The sequence below is a fragment of the Tenuifilum sp. genome, assembly GCF_037481895.1.
In the GTDB taxonomy this organism is placed as follows: domain Bacteria; phylum Bacteroidota; class Bacteroidia; order Bacteroidales; family Tenuifilaceae; genus Tenuifilum; species Tenuifilum osseticum.
Genome location: NZ_JBBFKU010000012.1, coordinates 12,952 through 34,229, shown reverse-complemented (window position 1 = coordinate 34,229; position 21,278 = coordinate 12,952). Strand labels below are relative to the sequence as shown.

At 43.5% G+C, this 21,278-nt stretch carries 16 protein-coding genes; 6 read left to right on the top strand and 10 right to left on the bottom strand.

All coding sequences use genetic code 11. The features are described 5' to 3' along the window. Positions 1 to 74 precede the first annotated feature (74 nt). On the top strand, positions 75 to 1,184 hold the full coding sequence (locus WHS63_RS05255; RefSeq protein ID WP_445204202.1) for a Yip1 family protein: 1,110 nt from the start codon (positions 75 to 77) through the stop codon (positions 1,182 to 1,184). Here WHS63_RS05255 and WHS63_RS05250 read toward each other — a convergent pair. From WHS63_RS05250 to dnaG, 3 genes are all read right to left on the bottom strand, one after another. After that, the gene (locus WHS63_RS05250; RefSeq protein ID WP_445204201.1) at positions 1,174 to 4,248 is read right to left on the bottom strand and encodes an ATP-binding cassette domain-containing protein; all 3,075 of its coding nucleotides are present in this window, start codon (positions 4,246 to 4,248) and stop codon (positions 1,174 to 1,176) included. The two genes, WHS63_RS05255 and WHS63_RS05250, sit on opposite strands and share 11 nt — an antisense overlap. A gap of 119 nt (positions 4,249 to 4,367) precedes the next feature. Beyond that, complete coding sequence (locus WHS63_RS05245; RefSeq protein WP_445204200.1) at positions 4,368 to 5,180, bottom strand: hypothetical protein; 813 nt, start codon at positions 5,178 to 5,180, stop codon at positions 4,368 to 4,370. A 236-nt stretch (positions 5,181 to 5,416) separates the two neighbouring features. Then, positions 5,417 to 7,357: a DNA primase gene (dnaG, locus tag WHS63_RS05240; protein ID WP_445204199.1), complete on the bottom strand. Its 1,941-nt coding sequence runs from the start codon at positions 7,355 to 7,357 to the stop codon at positions 5,417 to 5,419. A gap of 239 nt (positions 7,358 to 7,596) precedes the next feature. Between dnaG and WHS63_RS05235 the strand changes: the two genes are divergently transcribed. Further along, the gene (locus tag WHS63_RS05235) at positions 7,597 to 7,821 is read left to right on the top strand and encodes a hypothetical protein (protein WP_445204198.1); all 225 of its coding nucleotides are present in this window, start codon (positions 7,597 to 7,599) and stop codon (positions 7,819 to 7,821) included. Between the two features lie 56 nt (positions 7,822 to 7,877). On the opposite strand, the gene lpdA is transcribed toward WHS63_RS05235, so the two are convergent. Continuing rightward, on the bottom strand, positions 7,878 to 9,266 hold the full coding sequence (gene lpdA / locus WHS63_RS05230; protein ID WP_445204197.1) for a dihydrolipoyl dehydrogenase: 1,389 nt from the start codon (positions 9,264 to 9,266) through the stop codon (positions 7,878 to 7,880). A 229-nt stretch (positions 9,267 to 9,495) separates the two neighbouring features. Between lpdA and WHS63_RS05225 the strand changes: the two genes are divergently transcribed. Further along, on the top strand, positions 9,496 to 9,942 hold the full coding sequence (locus tag WHS63_RS05225; protein WP_445204196.1) for a C-GCAxxG-C-C family protein: 447 nt from the start codon (positions 9,496 to 9,498) through the stop codon (positions 9,940 to 9,942). Positions 9,943 to 9,946: 4 nt separating this feature from the next. On the opposite strand, the gene WHS63_RS05220 is transcribed toward WHS63_RS05225, so the two are convergent. The 3 genes from WHS63_RS05220 to WHS63_RS05210 are packed head-to-tail and all read right to left on the bottom strand — an operon-like array spanning position 9,947 to position 12,461. Then, positions 9,947 to 10,783: a metal ABC transporter permease gene (locus tag WHS63_RS05220; RefSeq protein WP_445204195.1), complete on the bottom strand. Its 837-nt coding sequence runs from the start codon at positions 10,781 to 10,783 to the stop codon at positions 9,947 to 9,949. Positions 10,784 to 10,794: 11 nt separating this feature from the next. Next, on the bottom strand, positions 10,795 to 11,577 hold the full coding sequence (locus WHS63_RS05215; RefSeq protein WP_445204194.1) for a metal ABC transporter ATP-binding protein: 783 nt from the start codon (positions 11,575 to 11,577) through the stop codon (positions 10,795 to 10,797). After that, entirely contained in the window at positions 11,574 to 12,461 is an 888-nt protein-coding gene (locus WHS63_RS05210) for a metal ABC transporter solute-binding protein, Zn/Mn family (protein ID WP_445204193.1), read from the bottom strand. The genes WHS63_RS05215 and WHS63_RS05210 overlap by 4 nt, the downstream gene beginning before the upstream one ends. Before the next feature lie 951 nt (positions 12,462 to 13,412). Here WHS63_RS05210 and WHS63_RS05205 point away from each other — a divergent pair. Then, positions 13,413 to 15,959: a tetratricopeptide repeat protein gene (locus WHS63_RS05205; RefSeq protein ID WP_445204192.1), complete on the top strand. Its 2,547-nt coding sequence runs from the start codon at positions 13,413 to 13,415 to the stop codon at positions 15,957 to 15,959. Here the strand turns inward: WHS63_RS05205 and WHS63_RS05200 are convergent. The 3 genes from WHS63_RS05200 to WHS63_RS05190 form a co-directional block, all read right to left on the bottom strand. Next, positions 15,949 to 17,217 (bottom strand): glycosyltransferase, encoded by a 1,269-nt coding sequence (locus WHS63_RS05200; protein WP_445204191.1) that lies wholly within the window; start codon positions 17,215 to 17,217, stop codon positions 15,949 to 15,951. The genes WHS63_RS05205 and WHS63_RS05200 overlap by 11 nt on opposite strands. 84 nt (positions 17,218 to 17,301) lie before the next feature. Continuing rightward, positions 17,302 to 17,907: an OmpH family outer membrane protein gene (locus WHS63_RS05195; protein ID WP_445204190.1), complete on the bottom strand. Its 606-nt coding sequence runs from the start codon at positions 17,905 to 17,907 to the stop codon at positions 17,302 to 17,304. A gap of 143 nt (positions 17,908 to 18,050) precedes the next feature. Beyond that, positions 18,051 to 18,434: a co-chaperone GroES gene (locus WHS63_RS05190; RefSeq protein WP_445199686.1), complete on the bottom strand. Its 384-nt coding sequence runs from the start codon at positions 18,432 to 18,434 to the stop codon at positions 18,051 to 18,053. 165 nt (positions 18,435 to 18,599) lie between these two features. Here WHS63_RS05190 and WHS63_RS05185 point away from each other — a divergent pair, with 165 nt between their 5' ends. Continuing rightward, the gene (locus WHS63_RS05185; RefSeq protein ID WP_445204189.1) at positions 18,600 to 19,019 is read left to right on the top strand and encodes a hypothetical protein; all 420 of its coding nucleotides are present in this window, start codon (positions 18,600 to 18,602) and stop codon (positions 19,017 to 19,019) included. 69 nt (positions 19,020 to 19,088) lie between these two features. Beyond that, the gene (locus tag WHS63_RS05180) at positions 19,089 to 21,212 is read left to right on the top strand and encodes a ComEC/Rec2 family competence protein (RefSeq protein WP_445204188.1); all 2,124 of its coding nucleotides are present in this window, start codon (positions 19,089 to 19,091) and stop codon (positions 21,210 to 21,212) included. The last annotated feature ends 66 nt before the right edge of the window (positions 21,213 to 21,278 follow it).

Genomic DNA, 21,278 nt, shown 5'->3' with positions numbered 1-21,278 from the left:
AAATATTTGCCTAAAGTTGACTTTCTCATTTTTTTAACAGAACTTTCGTTCTTGAACCCAAAAAACTAATAACTATGAACGAGAATGCTTTCGACTTCAATAAGCTCATTGCCGATTCAAAGAATACCCTGCTTAACCCCAAAGGGTATTTTGAGTCGATGAGTACCGCTGGCGGTATGGTAGAACCCCTCCTCAAGGCTCTCATTTACGGAGTAGTTGCTGCAATAATAAACGCCATTTGGTTCTTTGCCCTGGGTAATACCATTGGTGCATCGGGAGGAGTTTTTGGTGTTGGTGCATTCATTTTTACAATAATTGCAGCCTTAATTGGGCTATTTATTGCAGCCGTAATTATTCTTCTGCTATCGAGTATAAGTAGTGGCAATACCGATTTTGAGTCAAACCTAAGGGTAAGTGCAGCGCTTATGGTGCTTATGCCCATCAACTCTTTACTCGCAGTTTTCGGGTTTATAAGCGGCTTACTGGGAACAATTATATCGATAGCCATTGGCTTATACGGATTATATCTGCTTTACCTTGCTCTTACCAAAACACTAAAAGGGAAAGATGAAACAGCCCGCATTATTATTTACGTTTTAATAGCCCTTTTATTAATTGGGCAAATCATTAGTTACTTTAGCAGAAGGGCTCTTCAAAACTTTGGTAAGGATTTATCGCGGTATGAACAGGCTTATGGCGAAAAAGAGGAGGACCAAAACGCCGACTATAACTACTACAGCAACGAGAAACCCGATGAGTTCCCAAGCAAAGCGCTGGAAGTTGTTAAGGTTCACCTTTCAACGGGTAGTGGTTCAATAACAAAGGAGAAGATTGAAAGATTAGTAAAGCTTACCGAAGAACTCGATAAGTACGAAAGCGATAATGCCAAAATGATGGAGCTGGTAAAGGAGTTTGGCTATGCCGATATTTCCGAATACACCAACGATTACCTTGTTGTAATATCCGGCATAACAGCAGTATCGAGCTTAAATGCCATGGAACAGCTAATGAAAGCCTCGGAAAAGGAAAAGAAAGCAGCCGAAGGCTTTATGGTTGACGAGATGCTTAAAAACGCAGCCATACAATCAATTCTGAGCGGTAAGCTAACCGAATCGGATTTGGTTACAGTATTCAACAACTGGGATACGGTTAAAGACCTCGAGAATAAGACTGTTACCGAGTAAACTTTCCAATAACTCTCCACAAAACCGGCACCCTGCCGGTTTTTTTATTATTAATAAGGTTCAGCAGCGTGTATAGGGCAATGGTAAAAAGCCAAATGGCAATTATGTTGAACCATATAGTTTTGATATACTGCCCGTTGAAGTACTTATAGGGTGCGTACAGCTGTGCGCGGCCAAAGGGATGGTCGGGTAACATGTATATTGGCTCGGCTTTCTGTATCAACCTATTGTCGGTTTCGAGGTATTTTGTAACCTCGTTGCTCCTTAGCACCCACTCGGCTAAAGCGGTGTTATGGTTTCCTTGTTTCAACTTGTAAACGCCATCGTCGCCAAGTTGGCCCTTAAGAACCATGTAAACGCTATCGCGTTTGGCGGTGGCGGCTCGCTGCTGCTCCTGAAAAAGCTTTTTGATGTAAAGTAGGTAACCATTCAGCTCAAAAGCAAGCTGGTCGTAAAACTGACCTTTTTTCAGCTCTCCCAGCAGTTCAAACTGAGGCACATCGTCGGATTGGGCAAGGTGTTCAATTTCATTGGCAATAAAGCGCAAATGGCGCGATATATCGGCACTCCTATCTTCATCAAGGTCATCGAGCCTCACGCATTCCTCAAGCTTAACCTGCAGGCGGGGAATAAGAAACGACGCCCTAAAAGCAGCACGGCTAAGCTGAATCTCGGCATCAAAGAAATTTTTTTCGTAACGGTTGTCCATGTACTGCGTTACTGCAAGCGCCTCGTAGGCCCATCGCGATGTCATAACATCGCCAATAACCGGAACGTAAACTCTGCGAGTGAGCGATGAGTTTAGGTTATCGAAATCAACCACCGTTCCGCTTAAAAGGATTTGCGGCACAAGCAGCAACGGTATGGTAATATATATGGCAACAACCGATTTCATCACTGAGCTGATTATCAACCCGAGCATATTGGCAAAGCATGCCGAGCTGAAAAGCACCAACCAGTACTTGAGCGTTAAACCTTTAACTCCAATAATGGTAAGGCTCACTCCTACAAACAGTAGCATTTGAATGGCCGAAAGACCAAACAGGTAAAGAACCTTTGAGTTGATGTAGCTGAAGCGGCTCAGGTTGAGAAACGACTCACGCTCCAGAATGCGGCGGTCGCCAATTATCTCCTCGGCGCTAACACTAAGGCCCAGAAAGAGCGAAACTATCACGCTCATAAATATGAAAGCGGGTATGTTGCGGTTTGCCGCAAAAATGTAATCGTTGCCTGGCGAGTACTTAATGAAGAAGGAAAGGATAAGCCCCAGAACAACGGGTTCCATGATATTGAGCAACATGTATTGCCTGTTGGCCAGCTTTGATAGCAGGTTACGTTTGGTAAATACGTTTAGCTGCTTTATTACGTCGGGTAACCGAAACTTACCCTGGGGTAATGCCGTTTTCCCCTCAATTTCAATCGTTTTGGGCTGAATCGATTCACGGTAGAGCCTATACCACTCCTCGGGCGATACCTTACGGTTTACGGTAAACGAACCACTCCTATCAACCTGGCGCTGCTCAATAATATCGAGTATATCCTCAGGGTTAACCCTTTTCTTTTGCACTGCTGATGCCACCAGATTGCCAACCCTAGCCGATTTCTCCCTAAAGTAACCAACCGCCTCGGTTGGGTTGCCCACATAAACCGGATACCCGCCTTTATCCAAAACCCATAGCCTATCGAACATCCTGAAAAGCCTTTCGGAGGGTTGATGTATATTTACCACAACCAGCTTGCCGGCATCGGCAAGGTTGCGGAGTAGGTTAAGTACCATAACCGAATCGTTGGACGATAAACCGCTGGTGGGCTCATCGAGGAAAAGCACCGCAGGCTCGCGTAGCAGCTCAAGCCCAATGTTTAGCCTCTTGCGCTGCCCTCCGCTTATAACCTTATCCAGAGCATTCCCTACCTTTAAGTTCCTAATTTCCCATAAATCCAAGCTTTTTAAAGTAGAATCCACAAGCTCCCTAACCTGCTTACGGCTATAGTTGCCAAAGCAAAGCCTTGCATTAAAGAGCATGTTCTGGTAAACGGAGAGGTTCTCAATAAGCAAGTCGTCCTGGGGTACAAAGCCAACAACACCCATCAGCTTATGCGACTCGTTATGAACGTCGTAACCGTTAATCAGCACTTTGCCCCTATGGGGCTTAAGCTTGCCCGACAGAAGGTTCAGAAGGGTTGATTTACCCACCCCGCTACCGCCAAGTATTCCCACTACCCTCCCCGACTCCTCAACGGTACTAAAAGGCTTAATGCCCTGGTTGCTTCCGGGAAAAGTGAACTCAAGGTCCTGAACAACCAATTTAACTGGCTGAACGCCGCTACCCAGCAAGCGTATACGTGTTATATCGTCGTATCGGATTTGTTCACCATTGCTAAGCGTGATGCTTGAACCCGGCTTAAAACAGTACGATAGTCCAACCATAAGCGGTTCATCTTCAATCAAAACCTGTCTATCGCCATGGTACTTAACTATGTAACAGCCTATGCTATGGAAGTAGGCAAAAAGTAGATTGCCTCCAAGTCCAGTACGTTTCTCGCATAATGCTTTATCAAGTTCTTGGGCCGGGGAATTTTCATCGTATAGGAGAATCATCCTATTGCTATTGTTTTGCTCCCAACCCTCAAGAACATCTTGTGAAATAAAAGAATTGCCTGGAAGCTGAAATTGATTAGCGGATGGGCCAAAGCTTAGGAAATGGTACAGGCAAATTGCATCCTCTGGCTGAATGCCAATTACATTCCATGCGGTAAAAAGCTTTTGATGCCCAGATTCTGGATACGAAGAGAGTACATTGTAAAATGCTATGGCCAACTCAATACGCTGTTCGGTAGTCATTGTTTCGCAGGGCAAACCGGCATCGTGTTTAAAATTACCGCTAACGAAACTCTCTGAGTTAATGATACTATCGAACTGCTTAAGAAGCTCCTCTCCATTAACATCAAATTCGGGTGATGAAAAGAAGCTTTGAATAATGCTCCGGCATTGCTCAATATCCCAGTCCTTGCGAGTTAAATCGGCCAGCGTATCGATAAGTCCTATGGCAATATTCTTATCCAAACTCTTTTTGCAATTTCTTTCTAACTAATTAGATAGTTTAAAAAGTTAAAGGTTACACGAAAAAAATAAAAAAACGCACCTTTTTGGGGTGCGTTTTAATGATGGTTTATAAAAATGAATTATACCAAGGCATTACGAACCTTTGTAATTTCTTCCATTAGCTTTTGAAACTGATCGTTGGTCAATTTTTCACCCTCAACCTTATTGTAAATAGCCTGAATGGGGGCAAGCATATCCATAAGTTCCTTAACCTCAGGAATATCTAAACGGGGAGTCATGAGCTCCATAAGCTTGCCAAGCGGGGCTTTTTGGTTTGCAAGGATTTTGATAAACTCAGTGTTGTCGCGACTGGTCAAAGCAATCTGCGATGTGATATAAACACCCTCAATCCAGCTACCAGCAACTACCAAAAGCGAGAGGCTTTCCTTTTGGTTTTGAACCAGGGTGCGGTAGGTTTCATAGTAGGAATTGGTAAAAATAACTATCAATGAATCCTTATTGTCGATATTCTTTTCAACATTTAATGCCAGTTCAGGGGTAAATCCGGCATTTATGTTAAGCTCCTCGACAAGCTGTTTACAAACCTTAAGGAAATTCATTGTTTCCTGTTTCATCTGGTAGGTTGTTGAGTAGGCAAGGTCAGCACCGTAAATACCTAGGTTAACGGCTTTGGCCTTTTCGGTCATGTATTTCCCAACATTATCAACCGGGTTACAAATGCCAATAATGAAACTTGCTCCGGCCTTATTAATCATTTGAATTACTTCAAAAGAGGTAGGAATTGGATAGCTGGTTATTTCCTGAAAAGCTTGCTCCTTTGACTCGGCTTGTAGTTCTTCGGCTTGCTTTGCCTGCTTATTGCCACAGCTGAAAAAAACTGTTGCCAGCATGGCTAACGTAAGAACTCGTAGGGTGTTAGTGTAGTTTTTCATATTTATAAATGTTTAAAGGTTAAACTATTTAGGTTTAGTAAAAAACATGACATAAACAATAACCACAATTGCTTTAAAATGTTTGAACCAGTATAACCGGCAAAGGTTTAAAGCAACCGAAACCCTAATTTGGTTTTTGTAAATTTACTAAAAACAATAATAACAAAAGAAAAACACTTTAAAAAGTTAGCAGAATTTAAGGGTAAGTATCATTCTTATATAAGTTGCTAAAATTACTACAGAATTACCCTATCCAAATCCTTCGACATCTTATTCATTAGGGCATAAAGCTCCCTGAGCCGTAGGAGTAGCCGATTGGTTTCCTCAACCTGATCGGGCTTGAGCTTACTCAGCTCATCGGTTAGCTTGCTAATGGCCAGCTTCAGCACCTTGCTTTTGTAAACCATTATAGCCTTTGGTATGGCAGTTTGCAGAAAATCGGGGCTTTCAGTAACCTCGGCCTTGTGTTTTTCCCAAATCCGGCTAAGCACGTATTTTTCGGTAAGTAAATCCACGGCCATTTGGCTAATTTCAGGATCGGTATGGTTAATAAAAAAGCGGTTATCGACCTCAACGTTTGTTTCCAGTAAACGCACGTATTCATCAAAAACCTTTTTGTAAATCAAATTCTGAAACTCTAAATCATCGTTAAGTATCTCATCAATGATATACTGAGCAGCAGTAATAGTGATAAGTTCATTGGTTTCCTTCACATCCTGGCTAAACAGTACCTGGTTTCCGCTATTCAGCAGGAACCGTACAATCTCCTTTTCCTGCTCCTCGCAGCTAATGCCTTGAACAAAAGCAGGAATTTTGGGTGTTTCGTGTTCCCTGACCGCCTCGGTGCGTTCACGCTGGAGCAGCTGCTCCATTCTGCTCCTACGCAGCTTGCCAACCTCGGAGTAAAGCACATCCTCGCCAATATCCATTAACTTAGCGCACTCCTTGATGTAAACCGCCCGAATTACCTGGTCAGGTATAGCGCTTATTGAGCGCACAATGTCGGTAATAAGGTTAGCACGTTTAATGGGATCGCTCTTGGCATCATCGAGCAGAAGGCGGGTCTTGAATTTGATGAAATCGGTCTCGTTTTGGTTGATGTACTCCAGCACCTCCGAGGCGCTATGGGAACGGGCAAAGCTGTCGGGGTCTTCGCCATCGGGCATAAGCACCACCTTTACGTTAAGCCCCTCCTCCAGTATCATATCGATACCCCTGAGCGAGGCCTTAATGCCGGCGGCATCGCCGTCGTAAAGAATGGTAACATTTGGGGTAAACCGCTTTATCAGCTTAATTTGATCCTGCGTAAGCGATGTTCCGGAACTGGCCACCACATTCTCAATGCCAGTTTGGTGCAACGAAATTACATCGGTGTAACCCTCTACCAGGTAACACTTGTTCTCCTGGGTGATGGCTTTTTTGGCATGGAAAATGCCATAAAGCACCTCGCTTTTATGGTAAACCTCGCTCTCGGGGCTGTTAAGGTACTTAGCCGTTTTTTTATCGGCTTTAAGTATTCGCCCCCCAAAACCAATAACCCTACCGCTTATGCTGTGGATGGGAAACATCACCCTACCAGCAAAGCGGTCAAAGGTGCTGCCGTCGTCGCGCTTTATGGTAAGTCCGGTTTTAACAAGGTAGTCGAGCTTGAAACCATCGCGCAGTGCGCTTTGGGTAAAGGCATCGCGCTGGTCTAAGCAGTACCCCAGCTGAAACCTCTCAATGATATGGTCCTTAAATCCCCTCTCGCGGAAGTAAGCCATGGCAATGGTTTTGCCATCGGAATGCTTATGCAGCATATCGGAAAAGTAGCGCTGGGCATACGAGTTGATAACCATTAGGCTCTCGCGCTCGTTCCGCTTCTCTATCTCCTCGGGGGTAACCTCTTTCTCTTCAATCTCAATGTGATACTTCTTGGCTAGGAACTTAAGAGCCTCCACGTAGTTAAGCCGCTCATGCTCCATAATGAAATTGACCACATTCCCTCCCTTGCCACAGCCAAAGCACTTGAAAATACCCTTTGCCTGACTCACGGTAAATGAGGGCGTTTTCTCATTATGGAATGGACAAAGGCCCAGGTAATTAACCCCGCGTTTCCGAAGGGTAACGTATTCCTTTACCACCTCAACAATATCGGCTGCTGCCAGTATTTTATCAACTGTATGCTGGTCAATCATTTAGCAATACATTTTAGGGCTTTTTCTTTTGTAAAGATAGTGTAAGTTGATTTTATGGCTCGATATTTTCAGGGTATGTTTATGAACAGATACAGCAAAGTGATTAACTAAGGGTGTTGATAAGTGGGTGTTCGATGTTAGTTGATTTTTACTTGTTTTTTAGGCACATTCCTTCTCACACTTATTTATCGATGAGTTAACAACCATATTGATTATCTTTGTGGTTAAATGCACTACGTATGTGGAATATAAGTATTGAAACGGTAGCATACATTTTAATCATTGGGTTACATCTGTTTACCTTTGTTGATGTGCTGAAAAACCTGAAAAAGCAGAGGACTCCCATAATAGTTGTTCTGGCATTTTTCCCGCCAATACTAGGCCCGGTAATCTATTTTTTGATTAAAAGTTGGAAACCCAGGCAGCCACGGACATTCATGGAGAAAAAGCGTAGATTTTCATAAAAACGAAAAAACCGCCACGGGAAACGTAGCGGTTTTGTGGTAATATCAAAGTAAATTTAGATATGGATTGCTTCGCCGTAAGCAGCAGCTGCGGCTTCCATAATTGCCTCGCTCATGGTTGGGTGCGGATGTATGCTCTTGATTAGCTCATGACCAGTGGTTTCGAGGTTGCGTGCCACAACCATTTCGGCTATCATTTCGGTTACATTACCACCTACCATGTGGGCGCCAAGCAATTCACCATACTTGGCATCAAATATGAGCTTCACAAAGCCATCGCGGTTACCGGCTGCAGTTGCCTTACCCGAGGCTGTAAAAGGAAACTTGCCCACCTTAATCTCGTAACCAGCATCGCGGGCTGCTTTCTCGCTCATACCTACGCTCGAAACCTCAGGCGTGGTGTAGGTGCAACCGGGAATATTGCTGTAGTTTATTGGATGGGGGTTAAGCCCGGCAATCTTTTCAACGCAAACAATACCCTCGGCGGAAGCAACGTGGGCTAAAGCAGGACCCGGCACTATATCGCCAATGGCGTAAATACCCTCAACGTTGGTGCGGTAGAACTCGTCAACCTTAACCTTGCCCTTGTCCAGAGCAATACCCAACTCCTCAATACCTATTCCCTCAAGGTTGGGCGTAATGCCCACTGCCGAAAGCACAACCTCGGCCTCAACCACCTCAGTACCCTTTTTGGTTTGGATGGTAACCTTACATAGTTCGCCCGATGTATCGACCGCCTCAACCGATGCTTCGGTTTTAACTGTTATGCCAGCCTTTTTGAAGGCACGCTCAAGGGTTTTACTTACCTCCTCGTCCTCCAGGGGAACAATATTGGGCATATACTCAACCAGGGTTACCTTGGTGCCAATTGCGTTGTAAAAGTATGCAAACTCACTGCCAATAGCGCCTGAACCAACAACCACCATGGAGGCCGGTTGTTTGGGTAAAGTGAGAGCCTGACGGTAGCCAATTACTTTTACCCCGTCCTGTTTTAGGTTTGGCAACTCGCGCGAACGCGCACCCGTGGCAAGTATGATGTGTTTTGCAGTGTAGTCGGCTTGTGTACCATCGGAAGCGGTTACTGTTACGGTAAAGTTATCCTTTAGCTTACCAAACCCGTTAATAACGGAGATGTTATTCTTTTTGAAAAGGAATTGTATTCCCTTGCTCATGGCATCGGCCACACCGCGGCTACGAGCAATCATTTTTTCAAAATCGGGTTTTACATCGGCTGCCAACACTCCATAATCGGCAGCATGCGATGCATACTCAAAAACCTGTGCACTCTTAAGTAACGCTTTGGTGGGGATACAGCCCCAGTTCAGGCATATCCCTCCAAGGTTTTCTTTTTCCACCACAGCCACTTTCATGCCTAGCTGGCTTGCTCGTATTGCGGCCACATAACCTCCGGGGCCGCTTCCAATTACTATAAGGTCGAAGTTCATAGAGTAAAATTTTTGTTTGTCAAAATTACAATAACAAATGGAATGGGAAAATGTTAGATGTCATACATTGCATTAATAGTTCACTAATATCATTGCTCACATAATATTTGGGCATTATCAGATTGATTTCGATTAATACAAGTGCTGCTAATCAATATAAACATGATGAGCTATAAAAAAGAAACAATTTGGGAAACCTATTCGTAAATGAACTAAAACTGCTGACCTTATGGAAGATAAAATATCCATTGCCCTATCGAGTTTTCAGGGGAGCGCCAATTGTGCGCAAGCTATTTTGCTTGCATTTGCCACTGACGAAGGGTTAACTACCGAGCAATGCTTAAGACTAGGTGCTGGACTGGGTGGGGGTATTGGTCATAAGCAACATGTATGCGGAGCAATAAACGCAGGGGCAATGATTATCGGATTAAGGTTTGGCAATAGTAACCTGAACGATTCCGACTCCAAGCAGAAAGCAACCACACTTGTCGCCGAGTACATGGATAAATGCGCCAAACTATTAGGGTCAACCGATTGCCACAGGATACTAGGAGTTGATTTGAACAACCCCGAAGCAAAACAAAAGGCCCGCGATGCAGGCCTGTTCGATATGGTGTGTGGCAATGCCATTAAGGTTGTTTGCCAGCTGCTGGAGGAGGATTACCGTAAGGTTTAACAATTTACACTTTCAGTGTGAAAATCCTCTGCCTTACCAATTGAACCCCTTTTGCAATGAGGTAGAAAGCCATCATGGTAATAATGATTGTTGCACCCGAGGGAACATTCAACCTGAACGAGATAGCTATACCCGCAACAATCGAAAAAAGGCTGATTAAGGCCGATAACACAATTATCCTTCTAAACCGATGGGTTACTATATTGGCAATGTTTGCGGGTATGGTTAGCAGCGATATGATTAGAATGATGCCCACAGCTCTTATGGCAAAAACTATTGAGAGAGCAATGAGAACAGCCAACGAGTAGCTAATGAACTTAACCGGTACGTTCTGTGTTTTGGCAAAATCGCTATCGAATGCCACAAAAAGAATTGGGTAGTAAAAAGCCACAAAGAATACCAGTGTAAGCGTGGCAAGTATCAGCAGCAGTAGAATATCGGTTTGGGAAATGGTTAGTATGCTTCCGAAAAGGAACGACATTAGGTTTGGGGCGTAACCCGGTGTTAGGAAAACAAAAAGAATACCTATAGCCATGCCAAACGACCAAAGCATCCCTATTGCCGAATCCTCACGCAGAGTTCGCCCCTGCGATAAGTACTCAAGCCCCAGTGCCGAAAATACTGAAAAAACAGAAGCCCCCAGGATGGGGTTTAGCCCAAAATACCAAGCAATACCAATACCACCAAAGGAGGCATGGGTAATGCCACCGCTCAGAAAAACCAATCGCCTAACCACAATGTACGAACCAATGAACCCGGTTATTACCGAAAGCAGGAATGCTGAAATTATTGCATTCTGAATAAAAGCATACTGAAAGAACTGTTTAACGGCCTCAATCATAACAGGGATAATTAGTGATTGTGATTTTGTTGATTTTCTTTACCATGATCGAGCAGAACGGTGTGGGGAACCGGACCATGAGCAATAATTTGGATTGGGCAATTATAGGCTGCAAGCTGCTCGTTGGTAATCTGGTTCGATTGGTGGTAAAAGAGTGTACCGTTAACGCAAGCAATGGTTTTAACATACGAGGTTATAGTACCCAAATCGTGCGATACCATTACAATAGCCATTCGCTCGTTTAGCTTGCGAAGCATCTCGTAAAGTTCCCCCTCAAAGTTGCTATCCACGTATGTGTTGGGCTCATCCAGGATAAGCACCTGCGGGTCCGATATCAACGCCCGGCAAAGCAATGCCCTTTGCAGCTGACCACCCGAGAGTTGCCCTATGCTTTTATTCTGAAGGTTCGCAATTCCTACCTGTTTCATCAGGTCGAGAGCAACACTCTTTTGTTGGCGGCTGTAGCCACCAAAAATCCCCTTTTTCTCCAAAAGCCCCGATAGCACTACTTCCCTTACGGATATGGGAAAATTTTTATCAATCTGGCTTGCCTGTGGCAGGTAGCCAATTAGCGATCCGTTTCCCTTTGTGTGGTAAATAACCTCACCGGAAAAGGGTTTTAGCTGACCTATTAGTAGTTTTATTAGGGTTGTTTTCCCTCCACCATTCGGGCCAATTATACCAATAAAATCGTTAGTGTTTATGGTGAGGTTAACATTACGCAAAACAATGTTTTTACCGTATCCGGCTGTAACGTTAACCAGCTCAATCAGCTTTTCGGTTGGGTTTGTCATTTTACATTACCTGCAATGGCGTTAGCAATAAAAATCATACTCTCAGCCCAGTTTTCCTGAAGCGGGTCAACCTTAACCACAGTACCGCCAAGCTCATTGGCAATTGTTTGAGAGTTGTGCGTATCGAACTGGCTCTGCGAGAGAATGGTTGTGATACCCTCGGCACGGCAGCGCTCAACCAACTCCATCACCCCCTTGGCCGATGGGCTTTTCCCTTCGTGTTCAACGCTTAGCTGGGTTAACCCGTAATCGCGGGAATAGTAACCCAATGCTGGATGGTATATTACAAAGGCATTACGCCCGGAACCTGCCAGAATGCTCCTAACCTCATTATCAACCGAATCGATATGGGCAACCAAGCGGTTGAGGTTGGCGTTGAACTCGCTTTCCCTCTCGGGGAAAAGTGCGGTTAGGCTTTGGGAAATGGATTTAGCCATTATCCTGGCATTGGCAGCCGACATCCAGGTATGGGGGTCAACGGCATGGTTATGCCCCTGATGGCTTTCGTGCTCGTGGTTGTGCTCACATTCACCCTTAATCAGCTCAAGACCCTGCGACAGGTCGATATACCTGAATTCTGCATTATCCTTTAACTTTTGCTCCATTCCCTTCTCGAAATCGAGCAGCCCTATGGAAAAGTAGGCTTTAGCCTGTGTAAGCTCAGCCATTTGCTGAGGGGTTGGCTCAAACATCTCAGGGCTACTGCCCGGAGGAACAAGTACCTTAACCTGAAGGGAGGAATCGGCAATCTTTTCCACAAAGTATTTTAGTGGCAGTATGCTAACCACTACAGTTGGCTTACTGGTGTTTGTAGTTTGGGTATCACAACCAGTAAGTAATGTCAGTGCTGAAAGCGTTGCAATAGTTATGTATCGAGAAACCATAGCAAATATTAGTTTGATGATAAAGTTACACAAATATAGTAGCATTAAGTAACCACAATCATTGGAATTTGTTTAAAATGTTTTTCTAATAAGCGAATCTGCTCTATATCAATTAAATTAAAAGATACCCTGTTGAATTTTGCCATTTTTTTATTTAATAAATCGCTACTAACTGGCTGAAGTGTTAAAGCAAAAACCAACTCTAAACTTTACTCCAAATTCGTCATCTGAAGCAAGTTTTAAAAACATTTTTTACTCAATCATTTTCCGTCTATTTCAACACACTCAGAATTATTACATATCATTCTCACCTAAAGTCTCGCGCTTAACGGCTCACGTTTAACGATTTAACCCGTAATAGAGATTCCTCGACGAGCCCGGAATGACAATAGGTAATAATTAGATTTCGTTTAACGGTTCACGGTTCACGTTTAACGAACAAAACTTCCTCAAATTCTACATTCCGTTTCATTCCGACTCATTCCCACCTAAAGTCACGCGCTTAACAGCTCACGTTTAACGATTTAACCCGTAATAGAGACTCCTCGACGAGCTCGGAATGACAATAGGTAAAATTAGATTTCGTTTAACGGTTCACGGTTCATGGTTAACGGACAAAACTTCCTCAAATTCCACATTCCGTTTCATTCCGACTCATTCCCACCTAAAGTCACGCGCTTAACAGTTCATGGTTCATCTTCCTCTAACTTCTTCTAACTCCATCATATTCAAACTCATTCCCATTTAAAGTCTCACGGTTCGCGGTTCACGGTTAACGAACAAAACTTCCTCAATTTCTACATTCCGAGTATTCCGACTCATTCCGACTCATTCCTCAAGAAATTAGCCCATCTAAATTTGTTAATTCATGGCACTTCGGTTCATTTTTATCAAATTCCTTTGCATAATGCTGTAATCTTTAGTAATTTGCTCACGAATCATTGTGTTACCATGAGGGCAAAAGTTATATCAATCACCCTATTAGCGCTAACCTTTGCATTTTTTACGGTAAATGCAAGTGAGCGCGATAGCTTACTTAACCTTCTTTCGGCCTCAAAGGGTAAGGATAAGGTTGAAATCCTTATAAAGCTTACCGAGGCAACCTCCGGCACCGACGAGGCCATTAAGTATGCCGATGAGGCCATTGTGGCTGCGCGCAAAATAAACGATGAGCTGCTTGCAAAAGCTTACCTGAATAAGGGCTACGCCCTATCGGAAAACTACCAGGATAATGATGCAATTGAGTACTACCGCAAAGCGCTTGAGCTGGCGCAAAAGAATGGCTATAAGAGTTCGATTCTGGAGGCCTATAAAGGAATTTCTACATCGTACTTCTATATCGATTCGTTTGGGGAGTCGCAAAGGTATGCCAGCCTGTTGCTTCAACAAGCTCTTGAGCTTGATAGCCTAAGGTACCAGGCATACGCATACTTTAGGTTAGGAAAAATACTTCAGGAGCAGGGCAAAAACGATTCAGCCCTGCATTACATTCGTCGCTCCCTGGGATTAAGGGAAAAACTTGGCGACTGGAAGGAGATAGCCCTTACCTACAATGGGCTTGGGCGTATTTACTTTGACCTTGCCCAGTACGATAGCGCAATATGGTGCTACAGCAAGGAGGTAGAGCTTAAGGAGCAAATGGGCGACCAACCTGCCTACCTTGCCATTGCCTACCTCAACATAGGGAGAACTCACATTGCCATAAGTAACTTTCAACTTGCCCTTGAGCAGTACCAAAAGGCACTCCGTACTTTTGAAAGCATAAACCACCAGGAAGGAATAGCTACCTGTAACTCGGGGTTGGGTATGATTTACGAGAATCTATCGCAAAGCATTCTTGCCACCGACGAGAACGAGGCCAACTACCTTAAGGCTCTGGGCTACCATAAAACAGCTCTTGAGCTATTCCATAATCTGCAAAAGAAAAAGGAGGAGGGCCAAACCCTTCAGAATATTGGCAATGTTTTTTCGCGATTAGCCACTAACCGTTATGTTGCCCGCTTTGGCGAAATGTGGGAAGACTCCCTTTACAAGATTAAGCAAACCGAAATTCTTGCCTCATTCGATAGCGCAAGGCATTACTACAATAAAGCCCTTAGCATTTTTGAAGAGCTGCATGAGGAAGGCGAGATAGCCAAGGTAAACACTAATATTGGCAGTATTTACAGCTGGGCTCGCGACTGGGATAAGGCAAACACCTATATCAACCGTGCTCTGCAACTGGCACGAAAAAATAATCTGCTTTACGAAACCACAGCAGCCCTTTACGCAAAGGGCGAGAGCCTATTCCGTCAGGGAAGATTGGATGAGACTGAAATTGTATTCATTGAGTGTTCCAGACTATCAGAAAAGCTTGGGTTAAAGGAAACTCTACGTTACAGCTACGAGCGCCTATCGAAGCTATACGAGCATCGTGGCGATTTGGTACGCGCATATGCATACTTTAAACAAGCGGTCAAAATAAAGGATGAAATTTTCAGCGAAAAGAGCCAGAGGGTGATGGCCGAAATGCAAACCAAGTACGAAACCGAAAAGAAGGAACAACAGCTTGTTTTGATGAAGAATAAGGATGAACTCCAAAAGTCGATAATCCAGCGTCAAAAGCTAATGATTATTGGTGCTATTGCCGGTTCGTTCCTTATACTCATGGTTGCCCTGCTCATGTTCAAGATGTTCCGCGATAAGCAGCGCGCCAATATTATTCTGGAAGAAAAAAATGCGCTGATTACCCGCCAGAAACAGGAAATTACCGATAGCATTAAGTATGCCAGCCGCATTCAAACAGCAGTTTTGCCTACATCGGCTTTAATCTCCGATGTGCTCCCCGACCACTTTGTGCTTTTCCTACCCCGCGATATAGTTAGCGGTGACTTTTACTGGATGACCCGCAAGAACGAGAAAATTGTACTGGTTGCTGCCGACTGTACCGGACATGGTGTGCCCGGTGCGTTCATGAGCATGCTGGGTGTGTCGTTCCTTTACGAGATTGTAAATAAGGAAAGCATACTTCAACCAGCGGAGATACTTAACAACCTCCGTAACCACATTAAAACAACCCTAAGCCAAACCGGTAAGATAGAGGAGCAAAAGGACGGAATGGACATTTCGCTTTGCGTAATCGATAAGCAAAACCAAAAGCTGGAGTGGGCTGGCGCCTACAATCCGCTTTACCAAATACGTAATGGCGAACTAATTGAGTATAAGGCCGATAAAATGCCAGTTGCCGTTCATATCAACGACTTCAACTCATTCACCAATCACGAAATTGAATACCAGCCAGGCGACGCCTTTTACATGTTCTCCGATGGATACGCCGACCAGTTTGGCGGTACCGATGGTAGAAAATTCATGCTAAAACGCCTTAAGGAGACCTTGCTAAGCATATGGGAAAAGCCAATGGCTGAGCAAAAGGAAGTGCTGCATAAAATTCATATGGATTGGCGCGGTGAGGAAAACGACCAGGTTGACGATATCCTGATCATTGGATTCAGAGTTTAGCACTCCACTCCACACTTTCAATCTCCCTATAAATCAGGAGCAGGTCCTGCGTGCTGAGCGTTTCAGATGGTTTATATCCCAAACAAGCCAAAAGGTTTTTTGCCTGATCGTCAACCGGTTGCCTGCCGTAGTGCTTTTCCGCAGCAAAGTTCATATACTTCAAAAGCATAAAGGCATCGAACCAAAGGAAAAATCGCTTTTTAAATGTTTTAGGCGATGATGCATTGGCTCTCACATTTTCAATGGCCTTTGCGGCATCAACCTGTATAAGAAATTCCTTAAGCGGCTCCGCCAGCGAATTAATAAACCCCTCCGTTTGAGGAACGCTGTACCCATACAGGTTAGTTACATTCAAAAGTAGGGGTTTAAGGTTAAGGAAGGATTCAAGGTGATAGGTCGATATAGGCTCATGGCTGTAAACCAACCTACTCATTGCCCTGCCAGTTCCAAAGGGAACCCTGTTCGAGGGCCTTGGCGATGGGTAAACACAGGTGGTGTTAAGCTCCCTGAAATGTCCATGGGGAATTATCTTTTGAAGAAAGTAAAAGTCCTCCCCCGCCTGATGGCGATTCATCCCACCAAACTTAACGTAAGCTTCAGCGCTGCATGCCATTGATGAGCCAACTGTATGGTAGGCAAACGGAAAATCAATAAAGCGCGAAGCCTGATTGTAGTATCGGAGGTGTAGCTCATAGGCAGCAATCCCATTGTAAACCTCAGCAGGAAAATCATCGCCGGAAAGTGGGTGTTCAAAGCGAACTGAGCATGCATGGGTTTTGGGGTATTGGTTCCACATCCCGTAAAGTTCCGTAAGGTAGTTTGGCTTGCACTGGGAATCGGCATCAAAACAGGCTATGATCCCCTGTTGCCTTCCAACGCTAAGCAGCCTAAAGGCAGCCTCGTCCATCCCAATTTGCCGGGCATATCCAACACCAGCCTGTTTACGGGGTAAGTTAAATGCCATAACAGCATGAAAACGCAACCGCTCACTACCCCATAATTGGTTTGCCTCAACAACATCAATAACGGATTTTAGGGAGTTTTCCAACACCTCTGAGTTTGAACCCTCAGGGTGATTTACCACTACAATTACCTCAACGTCGCAGGGTGGTAGATTGCATTCTGCAATCGACCCCAACGATTTTAACAAACCTGGTTCATTATAGCTTGGAATTACAACACACATCCCCAGGTTAACCGAAGGGTTAACATCAATCCTGGGCGAAAATTTCTTTTTTGTGAAGTAGTTTACCCACATGGCGTTACAAAAATAGCGAAACCCTTTCTCATGAAAAACATTCGAAAGGGTTTCGGGTTGGTTTAGGTTTAGTATAGGTGGGTATTATTTTTTCTTGGTTTCAGCGTACTTTTTGTTTAAGCCCTCAATCACCTCCTTGGTAATATCGTTAGCGGGATTTCCGTATAAAAGCGGGCCACCGAATGTGTTGCTGAGAATTAAATGGTAACCCTTATCGGCGTTGTACTCCTTAAGATACTCAGTGATACTGTTGTGAATCAAGCGGAGCTTAACCTGTTCCTCCTCGGCAAGCTGCATGCGCATCTCATCCCGAAGCTGATATAGCTGCTGCTCTTTGGCAGCAAGGTTAGTTTGAAGCTGCTGAGCCTCGGAGCGGGTTAGTAAGCCCTTTTGAACCTTATCCTGAAAATCATATGCTTCCTTCTCAAAGCTACGTGACTTTGCGTTAAGGTCAGCCTCTTTCTTTCTACCGCTCTCTTCAAGTTCCTTTTTCATGTCAAAGTACATATCGTAGCTATTCATGAGGGTGTCCATGTTAACCCACGCAGCAGTAAATTGTTCTGTTGATGCGGCATTCCCTTCAGTCCCTTTAACATCACCTCTTTTGTTTCCTTTGGTAAAATAGAGAACAAAAAGAACAACTATGGCAACGCCAAACAGAATGTTGATTATTAGGTTTGTTTTCTTCATAATTAATTGATATTACTGATTAGTATAATTCAAGTTATTCAAAACGCACATTAAATCAAACATCTACAAACATACTCACGCAAATATAAATGAAAATGAAACATAACAAAATATTTAAGCCAGTTTTTTCCCATTTAAAACGATTATTCCAATAGACCCTCGTCGCGGAAAAGTAATAAAATTGATGAGAAAGGAACAACCACATACTTCTCGCTGTTGAACTCAACCTCAATAGCATTTTCGTGCAGATAAACCGCAAGGTCGCCTACCTGCGCTTGCAGGGGGAAGTACTTAGCGTCGTTTCTACTCTTTTTCCAGGGTTCATCGGCCTCCGTAAACATTGGGATTGGATATCCAGGGCCAACCTTAACCACATAACCGCTGTGGGCTTTTTGCTTTTCCTGAACCCCCGGGGGCAGTAAAAGCCCAGCCTTAGTGCGTTCATCGGGGTTTTTTGGCTTAATCAAAACCCTGTCGCCAACTACAATAATACTGTCAAAATCTTTGGGATCGAATGAAAGTGACATATTATTCATTGTTTATCACAGCAAAAATATCGTTTTGTTTTTAAAACCACGTTTTTTGTAGTTAGATTTAATGATTCTATCCACAAAATTAAAATGAGTGTTTACAACCTATTGACTTGCTAGCTGTATACTCCTATCTTGCAAGAGAAAATCAATTTAGCATTTATGGGTTTTATTGAAATCTTCAACAGCCATTACGCGGTAGGGATATACAACCCAGAAAAAAAGTGTGTTGAGGTTACCTGGCATGGAAACCAAACCCTTGAGGAGTACAAAGCGCTCTTTCAGGCGCTTTTGGAATTCCAGCGCAACTCCGGGCTAGAGGTAATTGGTTACATTTCCGATATTAGAGACCAGGGTGTAGTAAATCCCAATAACCGAAAGTGGTTTGAACAGGTGGCTCTGCCACAGGCTGTTAGCCAGGGATTAAAATGGGCTGCAGTGGTTTTTGATGGAAATACATTCAAGCGTTATTACCTTAACCTTATACTCCAGGTGGCAAATGTTTATGGGCTCCCGCTCAAATTTTTCAACTCAAAGGATGAGGCATACAAATGGGGTGAATCCGTAACATTGATTAAATAGCTTGAAGCCTATAGCAGGTATTGAAACTCAAGATTAAAAGTTGTAAATTTAGTTGCAGTTACAACCAATATGGTAAAAATACCTGCAAATATCCATGAGGTTCCTTTTGTTCGTTTGGTTTTACCATTAATAGGCGGTATTCTTACTCAGCATTACTTCAATCCTTTCAGCACAACACTTCTAATTTTTGCCATACTTATACTTTTTTTACTCCTGCTTTTTACTGGATATTTCATAGGGTCATGGACTAAACGATGGTTTTTTGGTTTAACCCTTAACTTCCTGCTAGTATTCATTGGTTGCTTACTTGTGTCGGCCAAAAGGCCGGAAGTAAACATAAAACCAAACTCGAACTATACCATGTTGCTCAGGCTTACTGAGCCCCCAGTTGCTGGAACCAATTCCATTAAGGTTAAGGCTGAAATTATAGATATAAAACCATTTTCGGATCTTGATTCGCCAAAACCCGTGCTACTATACTTTTTACTTTCCGATAGTGCTAGCCAGGCATTAAGCTATGGCGATATATTAGCCCTATCGGGAAATCTAAAGGAATTTTCGGAACCACCCAACCCGTACCAGTTTAACTTGAAAAGGTACATGCACCTTTTAGGAATTGTTTACTACATACGGGTTAGCCAGGGTTACTGGGAGAAAGTTGGAAGCAATCCGAATAAAATCTTCAGGTTAGCATTCAAAGCACAAAACTATGTAATTGAAACCCTGAAAGGGTACGGAATAGGCGGCCAGGAACTGGCTGTGATTTCAGCATTAATGCTGGGATACAAATCGCTGTTGGACGATGAAATCCGAAAGGTATACTCATCGGTGGGGGCCATGCATATACTTGCTGTTTCCGGGTTACACGTGGGGTTGATTTTTGGAATGGCGGTGATGATTGTTGCCCTTTTGCCTAAGCGGCGATACTGGATGGGAATTAGGCTGGCCATAGCCCTTGCCGTTCTGTGGGGATATGCAGTAATTACCGGTTTATCGCCCTCGGTTTGTAGAGCTACCATAATGTTTTCGCTTTTTGCCATTGGGCAAACTGCTACATTAAAGACCAATGGCTACAATACACTTGCAGCTGCAGCATTTGTTCTGCTGACAAGTAATCCATTTATGTTGTTTAACGTTGGCTTCCAGCTCTCGTTTGCCGCTGTTCTTTCTATCGTCTTTTTTCATCCTATCATATACAATCTTGTTAAACCACAGTTTAAGATAATTGATTACCTGTGGTCGCTCTTGTCGGTTTCGGCTGCAGCGCAAATCCTTACCCTACCCCTAACGCTTTGCTACTTTGGCCAGTTCCCTGTTGTATTCCTGGTCACAAATCTCATTGCAATTCCGCTGGCAACTATAGTTTTGTATCTTTCCTTGGTCACTGTAACTTTTTCAATAATTGAGCAATTGGGCTTTCTGTTTGCCAAAGCTCTTGGGTTTACTACATGGCTCTTAAATTCAGGGCTTAAGCTAATTGATACAATTCCCTTTTCCAGTATAGGTTCAATATTCTTTACCAGCTGGCAGGCAATACTGCTTTTTCTATCAATCCTGATGCTTTCGGTATATCTAGTAAATCGTCGGAAATCCTTTCTGCAGCTATCATTTATTTCGCTAATAGGCGTACTTGCCATTGGTGCAGTGCACTTGCTCAGGGTTAAAAATCGTGCGGAACTGGTTGTGTTTCCTGTACCAAAAAGTTCAGTAATATGTGTAAACTGTTACGGAAACGCTTTTATGGTTCTTTACGATTCCATCGATACCAAGTATCCAACTGATGGATACATCAGAAATCGGGCGTTGCAAAAATCCCATGAAATAAACCTAAACTTGTACCAAAAGGAGGAGCATTCAACCCAGCTAAAAATCATCCGAAAATCGGGGTTGGCTTTACTCATTGCAGGTAACAAATCCATTGCATTAGCCTATAACGATAGCGCAAAAAATATTAAAAACATTAAGCCCATAAATGTTGATCTGCTTATTGCCAACCGTTTTTATACCAGCAGCCTATTGAACATCATTAACCCACAAAAGGTGATTATTGACCCAAGCGTTAAATCGGCATACGCTAATCGGCTTACATCAACACTGATTAAAAACAATATTGCTTATTACAATACAAGCCTTTCGGGCTTTTTTGAATATAACCTCAACGAAACGAATCCGAAAACCTTTGCATTTCAGTAGATAATAATTATTTACACACAAGTACATTTTGATTAAAAATGATGTTACTTTGCAATTTATTTTTGA

Coding starts and splice junctions, on each gene's coding strand:
- WHS63_RS05255 (WP_445204202.1), top strand. CDS start 75: ATGAACGAGAATGCTTTCGACTTCAATAAGCTCATTGCCGATTCAAAG.
- WHS63_RS05235 (WP_445204198.1), top strand. CDS start 7,597: ATGTGGAATATAAGTATTGAAACGGTAGCATACATTTTAATCATTGGG.
- WHS63_RS05225 (WP_445204196.1), top strand. CDS start 9,496: ATGGAAGATAAAATATCCATTGCCCTATCGAGTTTTCAGGGGAGCGCC.
- dnaG (WP_445204199.1), bottom strand. CDS start 7,357: ATGATTGACCAGCATACAGTTGATAAAATACTGGCAGCAGCCGATATT.
- WHS63_RS05195 (WP_445204190.1), bottom strand. CDS start 17,907: ATGAAGAAAACAAACCTAATAATCAACATTCTGTTTGGCGTTGCCATA.
- WHS63_RS05210 (WP_445204193.1), bottom strand. CDS start 12,461: ATGGTTTCTCGATACATAACTATTGCAACGCTTTCAGCACTGACATTA.
- WHS63_RS05215 (WP_445204194.1), bottom strand. CDS start 11,577: ATGACAAACCCAACCGAAAAGCTGATTGAGCTGGTTAACGTTACAGCC.
- WHS63_RS05245 (WP_445204200.1), bottom strand. CDS start 5,180: ATGAAAAACTACACTAACACCCTACGAGTTCTTACGTTAGCCATGCTG.
- lpdA (WP_445204197.1), bottom strand. CDS start 9,266: ATGAACTTCGACCTTATAGTAATTGGAAGCGGCCCCGGAGGTTATGTG.
- WHS63_RS05190 (WP_445199686.1), bottom strand. CDS start 18,434: ATGTCACTTTCATTCGATCCCAAAGATTTTGACAGTATTATTGTAGTT.
- WHS63_RS05220 (WP_445204195.1), bottom strand. CDS start 10,783: ATGATTGAGGCCGTTAAACAGTTCTTTCAGTATGCTTTTATTCAGAAT.
- WHS63_RS05205 (WP_445204192.1), top strand. CDS start 13,413: ATGAGGGCAAAAGTTATATCAATCACCCTATTAGCGCTAACCTTTGCA.
- WHS63_RS05180 (WP_445204188.1), top strand. CDS start 19,089: ATGGTAAAAATACCTGCAAATATCCATGAGGTTCCTTTTGTTCGTTTG.
- WHS63_RS05200 (WP_445204191.1), bottom strand. CDS start 17,217: ATGTGGGTAAACTACTTCACAAAAAAGAAATTTTCGCCCAGGATTGAT.
- WHS63_RS05185 (WP_445204189.1), top strand. CDS start 18,600: ATGGGTTTTATTGAAATCTTCAACAGCCATTACGCGGTAGGGATATAC.